Source organism: Nitrospira sp. (genome assembly GCA_005116745.1).
Lineage (GTDB): Bacteria > Nitrospirota > Nitrospiria > Nitrospirales > Nitrospiraceae > Nitrospira_D.
In genome coordinates this window covers 720,809-733,033 of sequence record SWDS01000006.1, presented here as the reverse complement: position 1 = coordinate 733,033, position 12,225 = coordinate 720,809, and the positions used below count along the sequence as shown (strand labels likewise).

Genomic DNA, 12,225 nt, shown 5'->3' with positions numbered 1-12,225 from the left:
CTTTCCCCTCATGTCCTGGGCGCATACATGATGACAATCATGCCGGCCAAACAGAGCATGGCACCCATCGCGTCATAGCGATCCGGCCGAACTCCGTCGATACCCCAGCCCCATAGTAAGGACAGCACAATGAACATTCCACCGTACGCAGCATAGACACGCCCGAAGTGCGCTGGCTGTAGAGTCGGAATAATGCCGTAGAGAATCAGGATGGCGGCGCCTGCTGCGGCATAACCCCAATGCCGACTTTCCCGGAGCGTTAACCACATGAGGTATCCGCCACCGATTTCACACAATCCAGCAAGCACATAAAGCGGGAGCGAACCAGCCAAAGACATCGATTCCTCCTTCACGATAGACTACGAATTGTGGCAAGCGAGATGTCCTGCTGCTTGCTCCTGTTTCGTTTGGCAGCACGCTGTTCGATCCACCGATACAGGACCGGTAAGACGATCAACGTCAAGACCGTTGATGAGATTAATCCGCCGATGACCACCGTTGCCAGCGGTCTTTGGATCTCAGAGCCTGGTCCCGTCGCGAGGAGTAACGGCGTCAGGCCGAGCGCAGCCACGAGTGCCGTCATCAATATGGGCCGGAGTCGCATGACCATGCCGGTCAATACCGCCTCATCAAGCGGCATCCCCTGTTCGCGCAGCTGGTTGATGTAGGCGATCTTCACAACCCCGTTTAGCACGGCCACTCCGAATAGAGCGATGAAGCCGACGGAGGCCGGGACCGAGAGATAGAGCCCACCAATCAACAGCGCCGCCAGGCCGCCGACCATCGCAAACGGAATGGCGAGAACAATCAGCGCGGCCTGCCGAAGATTCCCGAACGTCAAAAACAAGAGCAGAAAAATGAGTGCGATGACGACGGGCACCACGATGGCCAGGCGAGCCATCGCCCGTTGCTGATTCTCGAATTGTCCTCCCCAGGTGACATAGTAGCCAGTCGGGAATTGCACGAGACCGGCCACGGCTCCCTGAGCCTCCTCCACGGCCCCGACCAGGTCTCTCCCAACCACGTTCGCCTCGATGACTACTCGTCGGCTGGCCTGTTCACGGCTGATCTGCGCCGGACCTTCTACTACTTGGATGTCGGCCAACTCCCGCAAGGGAATTCGAGCACCACCCTGTGCCGTCACCCAGAGGGACTTGATCGATTCAATATCGCCCCGTCGGTCATCCGGAAACCGCACGATGATCGGAAATCGCCGTTGCCCTTCAAAGACGTCTCCGGCACGGATACCGGCACCGACGGCTTCGATCACTTCCGTGATGTTGGCCACATTGATTCCATGCCGCGCCACCTTGGATCGATTGACGTCAAGCTTCAAGTAATACAGTCCTGAGACTTGTTCGACACGGAGATCGGAGATGCCCTTCACTTGTCGCAGCACACGAGCGATCTCTTCTGCCTTCACCCGTAAGACATCGAGGTCGTCTCCGAAGAGCTTGACCGCCACTTGAGAGCGAACACCAGACACCAGCTCATCCACACGCATAGCGATCGGCTGAGACAACCCGAACGCAATGCCAGGCACTTGCCCCAATCGCTGACGAACCAGGTCTTCAATCTCATGTTTGCTGCGTGCCTTCCAATCTGATTCAGGCTTGAGCAAGACATACATGTCGCTGAGCTCCATTCCCATCGGATCCGTCCCTAACTCATTTGCGCCCGTGCGGGTCACCACCGAACGTACATCCGGAAGTTCCAATAACAGCCGCTCGACCTGTCCAGAAATCTTGAGTGATTCACTGAGACCGATGCTCGGCAGCCGCACCAAATTCACCACGATCGACCCTTCATCCATGATCGGCACAAACTCCCTCCCGACAAAGGGAATGATGGCGATGCCGCAGACCAGAACTATCACGGTCGCCATCACAACCACCGTGGTACGACGAATGGCCATCTCTAGGAGTTGCCGATACAGCCTCCGCCCTGTGACCAAGGCTGATCCACCCTCCCCCCTGGATCGAGGCCGCATCAGTAAGACTGCCAGCACCGGTATCACCGTCATCGAGAGCACCAGCGAACTCAAGAGGACAATCACCACCGTCAGCGCCAGTGGGATAAACATCTTGCCTTCGATCCCTTGGAGCGTGAGCAAGGGGATGAATGTGAGCGCGATAATCAATTCTCCGAACAGGCTTGGCCGGCGCACCTCCAGCACAGCACGAAGGACCACAGGAAGCCGCTCCGATACGGTAGCGAACGCAGTGTGTTCTTTGGAACGTTCGCTCAAATGCCGCTCGACATTTTCTACCTGCACGATTGCGGCATCGACGATCATCCCGAGTGAAATGGCCAATCCTCCCAGCGACATCAGATTGGCAGAGAGGCCGACTCGCTGCATGATCAAGAACGTGGTCAGCGTGGCGAGCGGTAATGTCAGAGCGACGACCAGAGCACCACGCAGACTTCTGAGAAACAGATAGAGCACGAGGACTACAACAACGGCCCCCTCCAACAAGGCCCGCTCGACCGTTTCAAGCGCTCGGGTCACGAGTTCAATCCGATCGTAGAACGGCGTAATTGTGACGCCATCCGGCAATAGGCGATTGATCAATCCCACCTTCTCCTTCACTGCGGAAACAACCTGTCGGCTGTTTCCTCCGCGCAGCATGACGGCGATACCTTGCATCACTTCGCCGGTTCCGTCTCGTGTGACGCCGCCCAAGCGAATAGCATGTCCCTGACGAACCTCCGCCACATCCCTCAGGTAGATCGGCGTCCCCTGACGGGCCGTCACGACAATGCGTTCCAAATCCTCAGCCGACCGTGCCAGCCCCTGGCCATAGACCACCAACTTATCGCCGCCTCGCTCGATGTAACTGCCGCTGGCATTTTGGTTATTCTCCGTCACCGCTGTCTGAACCTGCCGCAAGGTAAGGCCCAGGCTGGTCAAGCGATTGGGATCCACGAGCACCTGGTACTGCTTCGACAATCCACCCAGAGTATCAACGTCCGCCAGCCCTGGTACGGCCCGCAGCATCGGACGAATCACCCAATCATGGAGTGTCCGTAATTCCATAAGGCTCTGTGATGGCCCCTCCACAAGATACATGAAGACTTCGCTGAGCCCCGTACTCACAGGCCCGAGGACTGGTTCGGCCCCCGGCGGCAACTGTGAACGGACCTGAGCCAGCCGTTCGAAAACCAGCTGCCGGGCAAAATAGTTATCCACCGTCTCTCCAAACACCACCGTAATCACTGAGATCCCGAACCGCGAGATTGATCGAAGTTCAGTTTTCCCAGGCAAGTTAATCAATTCAATCTCAAGCGGAAATGTCACGAGGCGCTCGATTTCCGGAGGCGCTAGAGCAGGAACACGGGTAATGACCTGGACTTGGACCGGCGTCACATCAGGGAAGGCATCAATCGGCACATGAAGGAACGCGACCACTCCGCCGATACTCACGCCGAACGCCGCCAGCAGCACAATGACCCGCTGCTCAAGTGATGCGCGGATCAGCCGTTCGATCACAGCGGGCCTCCCATCGACATCTGACCGCGAAGCGCTTCAGACTTGAGCGCGTAACTGCCTTCCGTGACAACCTCATCGCCTTCCTTCACTCCGGCCTTGACCTCGACGTATTCGTTCGACGACTCTCCGATTGTTACTTCGAGCCATTCAAACCGACGCGAGCCTCGTGTGACAAATACCATGGTGCGGTTACCGACCTGCTGCAACGCGGTACGCGGTATGGTCAAAACCGATTGTTCCTGCGTGCGTACCGTCACCTCGGCGAACATTTCCGGACGTAAACGCCGATCCGAGTTGGGAATCTGCAAACGTGCCGTAACCGTCCTTGTGGCCGGATCGATCATGGCACCGATGTAGGTAATGGCGCCGTGAAATACTGTCTCCGGATAGGCGGCGACTCGAACCTCCACCGCAAGTCCGGTTTTCAGTGTGCTGATCTGCTGCTCTGGAAAGTCCGCCCTGACCCACACCGTGGAGAGATCCGCCACGGTGAAGAGCGTCTTACTCGAGTCGACCACTTCGCCGACCGTCGCATTCCGCTCGATGATTTCACTGGAGAAGGGAGCCCGCAGAAATACCTGAGCCACTTCGGCATGGGGCAACCGTTCAGCAGATAGCCGCTCAATTTCGCGTTCCGACATACCTAACAAGTGAAGTTTCTCTTCTGCTGCGTAGAGCTCTGCCTTGGCATTTTCATGCTCGGCTTCCCGCCGTTGATATTCGCTAATCCCGATCGCACCTTCGGCCGAGAGCGCCTTGGCCCGTTCAAAGGCCTTTTCCACCACTCTCATCGCCGTGCGCCGCTTGCGATATTCCAGCTGTGCCTCACCAAACGCCGGACTATCGAGCAACATAAGCCGCTCTCCAGATTGCACCCGATCGCCAAGATTGGCATAGACGGCTACGATGCGTCCCGGCACTCGTGGGCCGAGATGGGCCAGCCGGTTCTCATTGGGCAAAATCTTTCCTCCCTGCGCCTTCAGCGACATTCGCATGGAACGGTGCGCCACCCGCTCAGTATGAATCTGTGAGAGCATTGAACTCCCATCCGGCAGCTCAATCACACCTGCTTGAGTCGCAGGTGGTATCGCTTGCGGAGGCCTTTTCTGCGTCTCGTCCTGTGTCGGCTGGCACGATGCAGATACGGCAGTAGTCGCTACGGCTACAGCAAGCCGCACAATACATTTCGACGAGATAGCCTTCCAGGAAGCCATCTTGGCACCTCTCCTCTCACCATGGCCTTTCGTCCAAGGCGTGTCTATAACCCAGCTAGATAGAGTGAACGTGCAGGACGTCTATGCGAGACGATTCGGAGGACCGCGCGATGGGATGGCGTGAATAAATAGGAAGGAAGATGGAAGAGTGGCGACGCTCCACCGTATCCAGACATTGTACTCCATACCGACATCAGCATTCGGCGAAAGCCCGAGCACTTGAATGAGCAGCGGCTTGAGGGATTTGCGATCGGTTGAATCGGTCAGTAGCGACAAACCGAACTCTGCATGGCTGTCACCCGAATGTGCGAATTGTGCGTGACCGTGAACTGTCTGCGCTGGTTTGTCGAACTCACAGTCGAGGTCAGGAGACCATACGGTGTGAACCGTCCCGCCATGAACATGCCCAACTTCTCCATGGCGATGATCGGCCTCGGGATGCACATGGAACAGAGGAGCCGCCAACATCCACAAGGATGTCCAGGCCAAGACCATCAGACGAGACCAGGAGAGGATATGACGCCGTGCTACCTTCATAGTAGTAGGCTAGCACAGTGGCTTAGATGCATCAAACAAGATGCCCTGTGCTGGTCGCCCATACCTCGTCCTGCAACAAGGTTGATGCTGAGGATACCCAGACTGGCAGAAACCCTCAGAACCACACTCTCACACCAACCACAAATCGGATCTGACTTGGGTCTCCCCCCTGTTGGCGGACGAGCCTGGCAGTCTCACCGAAACTGCGGTCGAATGACAGGCCGATGTAAGGAGCAAACTTCCGATGAATTTCGTAGCGCAGGCGAGCCCCGAATTCCAGATTGTTCAACCCGGAGCCGGTTGTAAACTCTTCCACCCGTTGGATAGCCACGTTTGTTTGAAAGCGGCCTTGAAGGATGAGACGTTGCGTGAGCAGAAAGTCTTTCGTATACGACAGTCGAGCCGACACAGCGCCACCCTGATCAATGAATAGCGACGATTCAAACTCGTAGTTGTACGGGACAATTCCCTGTAGCCCGATCACCCCCATACCGCGCGCCACATTCCCGCCACGAAACGATTGCGTTTCCATTCGACCACCCACTTGAATGTCGTAATGTTTCCACAGAAACCGTCCATACAGCAGTTGGAAATCCACATCGTAGTCCGCCTTGAAGGCAGTGTCCTGTTGCCCTTCACTCTTGAACCAAAGCCGGTTGTAGTCCCCGCCGTACCAACCTTCGATATCCCAACGGTAATCACTGTTACTGCCGTTGCCGCTGGTGCGAGGACGATATTCCAGAACGTCAACCAACGTGAACAGACGATGTTCCTGGTCATTCACGGGACTGGGCCAACCCTGTTGCGGCGCTAGGTTCGCTAGGGTTCGGGCTTGCTCCGGCAGAGGCGCCACTGTCGGAGACCTGCCTGTTCTGATAGCCCTGTCCCCTGGTACGGATTCAGCCAAGGTGCGTGTCGCGCCAATACTTGCGCTCAGCATGCAGACTGCCAGCATCGCACAGCAGTTCTGGAGAGTTGCACACACCAGCCCAATCTCCCGTTAGCTAGGCAGAGACCTCAACAATACGGAACATTCCCGCTTCCATATGCAGAAGGAGATGGCAGTGAAATGCCCAAGGCCCAGAGGCGTCGGCAGTGATCGCAACGGACAGCCGTTCGGCTGGCTTGACCACGACGGTATGTTTGCGTGGAAGGTACGCCCCTGAACCGTTTTCGAGGTACATCCACATCCCATGCAGGTGGAGGGGATGTTCCATCATCGTATCGTTGACGAACGTAAGCCGCAGGCGCTCGCCGTCGCGAACACGAATGGGCTCCGGCGCATCCGAATACTTCTTGCCGTCGAATGACCACATATAGCGTTGCATGTGGCCGGTGAGATGAAGCTCGATCTCCCGTTCCGGCGCTCGCTGGTCTTGATAGGGAACGAGGCTCTTCAAGTCAGTATAAACAAGGACACGCCTGGAACTCTGCTCAAATCCTCTTCCCGGTTCGTGCATCCTGTTTTGAGCGTATTCAGCCACCGTTTGGTTACCGGTTCCGTGGTGATCGGGGCCATGCTTAACCGGTATCGCACCTAGGATCGGTGAACGGTCTCGACCAGCACCCTCCTGGCCATGTTGCATACCTTGACCGTGCATCGTGTCATGATGATTCGTACCGGACCTCATCACGGTATGGTCATTATGGCCGTTGCCATGTCCCATCATTCCCATGTCCTCCATAGTTCGAAGAGGACGGGCACGACGCTCAGGACTCTCCCCTTCCATTCCAGGTCGAGGGGCAAGAGTTCCCCGCGCATAGCCACTCCGATCCATGGTTTCCGCAAAGATCGTGTATGCACGGTCCTCGGTTACCTGGACAATGACATCGTAGGTTTCTGCAGGGCCAAAACGAAACTCTTCAACAGTAACCGGCTGGATGTTCTGGCCGTCAGCCTGCACCACCATCATCGTCAAACCAGGAATGCGAACATCATAAAACGTCATCGCGGCAGCATTGATGAAACGCAGCCGCACTCGTTCGCCGGGTCGAAACAGACCCGTCCAGTTGCCGGCGGGTGGAAGGCCGTTCATGAGAAACGTGAATGTGGATCCGGTCACGTCGGCAAAGTCCGTCGGATCCATTCGCATCTCGTCCCACATCATATAATTCTTCAGGGCCGGCCAGAATCCCCATCTCGCTGCGTCTGAACGAAACTCCTGAGCGGCGCGCTTTTGGAAGTTGTAATAGCCGGAGAACTTCTTGAGGTTGCCCAACATGACCTCAGCGGACTCATCACTCCACTCAGAAAGCATCACGATATGGTCTCGGTCATACCGAAAGGGCTCCGGCTCGATGGGGTCGAGAATCATCGCCCCGTACATACCCTGTAATTCCTGACCACCCGAGTGGCTGTGATACCAATAGGTCCCGCTCTGTTTGATGGGAAATCGGTAGGTGAATGTAGTTCCCGGCTCAATGCCGTTAAAACTGACCCCCGGCACGCCATCCATGTGCGAAGGCAATAGGATTCCGTGCCAGTGAATCGAGGAGACCTCTTTGAGATGGTTCGTGACGTTGAGGATTACGTCTTGGCCTTCCTTCAAACGAATGAGCGGACCAGGGATCGCCCCGTTGATCGTCGTGGCAGTCCCAGTTCGCCCATCAATTGTGAAGGACCGTTCACTGATCATCAGGTCGATCACTTCACCACTCAGCGTCGAAGAATCTGGATCGGGATGAGCGGCACGGAGTAACGGATGATTCGCACAGGAAGGAAGAAGCGGTTGCACCGCGGCGAGTAGCCCCAACACTCCTGCTCGCTTCAGTAGGAGGCGCCTCGATATGACCTTGTTCTTCATCTTCGATGAGCGGAAGGCCCAAGAGTTGTTAGAGAGCTAGTTTGCGTAGCCGCAAGGCGTTCGCAATCACCGACACGGAACTGAACGTCATCGCGGCACTGGCGATCATGGGGCTCAAGAGGACCCCGACGAATGGATAGAGAATCCCGGCGGCGATTGGAATCCCCAGCGTGTTGTACACGAACGCGAAGAAAAGGTTCTGGCGAATGTTCTTCATCGTCCCTCGACTCAACCGGCGCGCTCTCGCGATGGCCCGGAGATCTCCCTTGACCAGCGTGACCCCCGCGCTTTCCATCGCCACATCGGTCCCGGTTCCCATGGCAATTCCCACGTGCGCCTGCGCCAAAGCCGGCGCATCGTTGATCCCATCTCCCGCCATAGCCACGACATGTCCGTCTGCTTGGAACCGCTTGATGACCGCTGCCTTTTGCTCGGGCAAGACATCGGCCTGCACTTCGTCGATCTGGAGCCTGCGCGCCACCGCCTCAGCGGTCGTCCGATTGTCGCCGGTCAACATGACGATCCGCAGTCCTTCACGATGCAATACATCGATGGCCTCCGGCGTAGTGGACTTGACCGGATCAGCCACGCCCAGCAACCCCGCTGGTTTGCCATCGATGGCGACGAACATCACCGTCTGCCCCTCCTGCCTGAGCGGTTCAGCCTGAGCAACCAACGATTCGGCATCGATACCTAATTCGTTGAAAAAGGGTCGCGTCCCCACGGCTATCGAGCGACCCTCCACTGTTCCCATAACACCCTTCCCCGTAAGCGAACGAAAATCTTTCGCGCCAGCCAACGCGAGGCCTTTCTCGCGAGCCCCTGACACAATTGCGCCAGCCAGCGGATGCTCGCTACTCTGTTCCAATCCACCTGCAAGCCGAAGCAGGTCGATTTCTGTCATATTCGGGAGAGGAGCCACCGTCATCAGACGCGGTTTGCCTTCCGTGAGTGTTCCCGTTTTATCAACGACCAGCACATCCACCTTGGCCAAAGTCTCCAGCGCTTCCGCGTTTCGGATCAACACCCCTGCCGTCGCGCCACGTCCAGTGCCGACCATGATCGACATGGGCGTCGCAAGCCCCAATGCACAGGGACAAGCGATGATCAACACCGCAACCGCATTGAGCAAGGCATAGGCCATCCGAGGTTCCGGGCCGTAGACCGCCCAAATCACGAAGGTGATGATCGCCACAAGGATCACAATCGGCACAAAATACCCAGCCACGACATCAGCTAGCCGTTGAATCGGCGCCCGGGTACGCTGGGCCTCGCTGACCATGCGCACAATTTGCGAGAGCAACGTCTCGCGTCCGACTCGCTCGGCCCGCATGAAGAAACTCCCCGTTCCGTTGACCGTCGCGCCCACCACTTTCTGCCCTGCTCGCTTTTCCACGGGAATCGATTCACCGGTGACCATCGATTCGTCAACGGCACTCGTCCCATCCACGACTACACCATCCACAGGTATCTTCTCACCTGGTCGGACGCGTAATCGGTCCCCCACCTGGACCTGGTCCAATGGAATATCGTCCTCGCGGCCATCAGCCCGGACAATCCGCGCTGTTTTCGGTGCCAGCCCCAAGAGCGCCTTGAGAGCGCTACTGGTTCGACTCCGCGCCCGTAATTCCAGCACCTGCCCCAGCAAAACCAGCGCGATGATGGCAACCGCTGGTTCAAAGTAGACGGCGAGCTCTCCGCCGTGACCACGGAACGAATCAGGGAACAGGCCTGGCGCGAGAGTCGCCACGACGCTGTAGAGATAGGCCGCACCGGTGCCAAGACCGATGAGGGTAAACATATTAAGGTGGCGATTGACGAGCGAGGCCCACGCTCGTTCAAACAACGGCCACCCGATCCAGAACACCACCGGCGTCGCCAACAGGAACTGAAACCAGACCAATGCTCTGGCTGAAAAGAAGTGCTGCAACGGCCGATTCGGCATCATCTCGGAAATCATCAACGCCAGGATGGGTAAGCCAAGCACAACGCTCTGCCAAAATCGGCGAGTCATATTGACCAGCTCAGGATTAGCCTCCTCCATCGTCACCGTAAGAGGCTCCAAGGCCATCCCGCAGATCGAACAACTCCCAGGATCAGCCTGCACAATTTCCGGATGCATGGGACAGGTATATTCAGTCCGCGTGCTCGCAACAGTCACGTCCGCTGGCTCCAGCGCCATCCCGCAGACAGGGCAGGCGCCCGGTTTGGTTTCCGACACCTCTGGATCCATCGGGCAGACATACTGGACGCTACCGCCGGCTGGGGCAGGCATCGGCTTTGGAATGCGCTGGTCCGGTGGGGTCAGATAATAGTCGGAATCGGCTCTGAACTTTTCTAGACATCGAGTGGCACAGAAGTAATACGTCTTTCCTCGGTATTCATAGGAACCGGCTGCAGTGGCTGGTTGCACCGTCATGCCGCACACGGGATCGATCTCACCCGGCGTCGCCTGCACCATCATCGGCAACGGTTTCCGTGGAGCAGGCATCGTGATCAGATTCAGTGGTTTCTTGCTCAGCGCACGGTCGGGGTCGGCGCGAAATCGTTCCAGGCAGGATGTCCCACAGAAATAGTAGGTCGTGCCTTTATGGTCATACCGACCGGCCGCCTTGGCCGGATCGACGGTCATTCCGCAGATGGGGTCGATCTCCTGCTTAACGTGGGTGTGCGACAGACCTTGGGTATCTTGACTATCCTCAGTCATGCGGTCATGTCCTTCATGCTGCGTCCCGCAGCAGCCGCTAGACGATTTATGAATCATGTGTCTTACTCCTTTCATTTTATCCGGTACGGTTACTTATTGTCGCGTTCAGAATTACAGACGGAACAGGCCGTCAAATATTACAGAGAATACGATGGGCGAGAAGAACACGTTGAAAACTCTAAGAAAACGAGGGAAAGAGGCGCAATGCGTGTAAGCGTGTGAGGTGGCTATCCGCAAGTGCAGTTGAGGCAGCCGTGTTTACTACAGATCCCACAGGCACCTTCAAGGGAGTTTCGTAAGGACTGTCGAGCTCTGTGCAAGCGAACGGTAAGGTTGTTCCGTGATACCTTGAGATCTTTCGCCACCAGTTCCGGCGATTCACCGTCGAGATCGATGCGCTTAATGAGTTCCGCGTAGTTCCCGCGGAGACCCGGAAGGAGACGGTGAAGGCAGACGCATGCGGTAGCCCGTACCTCATCCAGCGGCGGCTCTTGATGATCACCGGAAATGGTCGATTCTTCCAGGAAGGCTTGATTACGACGGGCCTCAGCTTCCAATGCACGATAATAATCGGCAACCGCATGGCGAAGAATGCGGTAAAACCAGGCAACCGCGCTTTCTTCCTTATCCAATGAATGAGCGCTAGCAACCGCTCGCGTAAGGCTTTGCTGAAGGATATCGTCCACGAGAGTCGCTTCGCCTACTCTGCGTCGAATAAACTGCCTGAAGGCGGACTCGTTCTCCAAGAGTCGTTGAATGATCCCGTTGGCTCTCGCCTCCGCCATTACTAACCGCTACTTCTTCCGGTCCGCTTCGAGAATGCTCCGGATAATGCTGATGACGTTCTCAGGTGTCATGTTCGCACCATCGACCTTGATATTCCCGTCCAGCAAGAGCGACGGCGTGGATGACACCTTGATCCGTTCGCCCCATCGACGCCCCTCTTCAAACAGCTTGGCCGGCTTTCCACTTTCCATTCCCATTTCGAACATGTTGACGTCCAACCCGACCTCCCTGATCAACATGGCGCGAATGGAACGATCCAGCACCCCATCGAGCTTTTCCTTGTGAATGATGCGGAACAAGACAGCCTTCATCTGATCGCCTTTGCCCATCAGTTTTGCCTGCTCATACATGTCAAACGGGGTCGGCAGCTTCCCAGGAATCACGGGAAATCCGACCATGGTGACCTCGACCTTATTCCCAAATTCCTTCAGTAACAGAGGGACCCCTGTCTCCTCGAAGTGATGACAATGCGGGCAATAGAAATCCGCAAATTCGATCACCTTCACCTTGCCTGGTTGATGAGTCGACGGCTCATCCTTGAGGATCTCGAACTTGCCCTTCAGTTCCGGCTTGTCCACAGCGGCACTCACCGGTGCATGCACAAACCCAATCGCACCCACAACTACAAGCACACACGTCCAGATCGACATCGTCCGACCGTTCATCTGAAACTCCTTTCACGGGTAA

At 56.6% G+C, this 12,225-nt stretch carries 9 protein-coding genes; all 9 read right to left on the bottom strand.

Annotation, left to right across the window (positions count from 1 at the left end; genetic code table 11):
- Positions 1–8: 8 nt before the first annotated feature.
- The gene (locus tag E8D52_09195; GenBank protein ID TKB69134.1) at positions 9–338 is read right to left on the bottom strand and encodes a YnfA family protein; all 330 of its coding nucleotides are present in this window, start codon (positions 336–338) and stop codon (positions 9–11) included.
- A gap of 11 nt (positions 339–349) precedes the next feature.
- Positions 350–3,490, bottom strand: coding sequence for an efflux RND transporter permease subunit (locus E8D52_09190; GenBank protein TKB69133.1), 3,141 nt, complete (start codon positions 3,488–3,490; stop codon positions 350–352).
- Positions 3,487–4,704 carry an efflux RND transporter periplasmic adaptor subunit gene (locus tag E8D52_09185; protein ID TKB69132.1) on the bottom strand — a complete coding sequence of 406 codons (1,218 nt, stop codon included), beginning with the start codon at positions 4,702–4,704 and terminating at the stop codon, positions 3,487–3,489. Before E8D52_09185 ends, E8D52_09190 begins: the two co-directional genes overlap by 4 nt.
- An 81-nt stretch (positions 4,705–4,785) precedes the next feature.
- Positions 4,786–5,241, bottom strand: coding sequence for a hypothetical protein (locus E8D52_09180; GenBank protein ID TKB69131.1), 456 nt, complete (start codon positions 5,239–5,241; stop codon positions 4,786–4,788).
- Between the two features lie 115 nt (positions 5,242–5,356).
- Entirely contained in the window at positions 5,357–6,181 is an 825-nt protein-coding gene (locus E8D52_09175) for a copper resistance protein B (protein ID TKB69130.1), read from the bottom strand.
- 64 nt (positions 6,182–6,245) lie between these two features.
- Entirely contained in the window at positions 6,246–8,045 is a 1,800-nt protein-coding gene (locus tag E8D52_09170; protein ID TKB69129.1) for a copper resistance system multicopper oxidase, read from the bottom strand.
- Positions 8,046–8,073: 28 nt separating this feature from the next.
- Complete coding sequence (locus E8D52_09165) at positions 8,074–10,827, bottom strand: heavy metal translocating P-type ATPase (protein ID TKB69128.1); 2,754 nt, start codon at positions 10,825–10,827, stop codon at positions 8,074–8,076.
- Positions 10,828–10,979: 152 nt separating this feature from the next.
- Positions 10,980–11,537: a sigma-70 family RNA polymerase sigma factor gene (locus E8D52_09160; protein TKB69127.1), complete on the bottom strand. Its 558-nt coding sequence runs from the start codon at positions 11,535–11,537 to the stop codon at positions 10,980–10,982.
- Positions 11,538–11,546: 9 nt separating this feature from the next.
- Complete coding sequence (locus tag E8D52_09155) at positions 11,547–12,203, bottom strand: disulfide bond formation protein DsbA (protein TKB69126.1); 657 nt, start codon at positions 12,201–12,203, stop codon at positions 11,547–11,549.
- Between the last annotated feature and the right edge of the window lie 22 nt (positions 12,204–12,225).

What these genes read in the sequence shown, in the direction of transcription:
- E8D52_09195 (TKB69134.1), bottom strand. Translation starts at nt 338, where the DNA reads ATGTCTTTGGCTGGTTCGCTCCCGCTTTATGTGCTTGCTGGATTGTGT.
- E8D52_09155 (TKB69126.1), bottom strand. Translation starts at nt 12,203, where the DNA reads ATGAACGGTCGGACGATGTCGATCTGGACGTGTGTGCTTGTAGTTGTG.
- E8D52_09180 (TKB69131.1), bottom strand. Translation starts at nt 5,241, where the DNA reads ATGAAGGTAGCACGGCGTCATATCCTCTCCTGGTCTCGTCTGATGGTC.
- E8D52_09165 (TKB69128.1), bottom strand. Translation starts at nt 10,827, where the DNA reads ATGAAAGGAGTAAGACACATGATTCATAAATCGTCTAGCGGCTGCTGC.
- E8D52_09160 (TKB69127.1), bottom strand. Translation starts at nt 11,537, where the DNA reads ATGGCGGAGGCGAGAGCCAACGGGATCATTCAACGACTCTTGGAGAAC.
- E8D52_09175 (TKB69130.1), bottom strand. Translation starts at nt 6,181, where the DNA reads ATGCTGAGCGCAAGTATTGGCGCGACACGCACCTTGGCTGAATCCGTA.
- E8D52_09170 (TKB69129.1), bottom strand. Translation starts at nt 8,045, where the DNA reads ATGAAGAACAAGGTCATATCGAGGCGCCTCCTACTGAAGCGAGCAGGA.
- E8D52_09185 (TKB69132.1), bottom strand. Translation starts at nt 4,704, where the DNA reads ATGGCTTCCTGGAAGGCTATCTCGTCGAAATGTATTGTGCGGCTTGCT.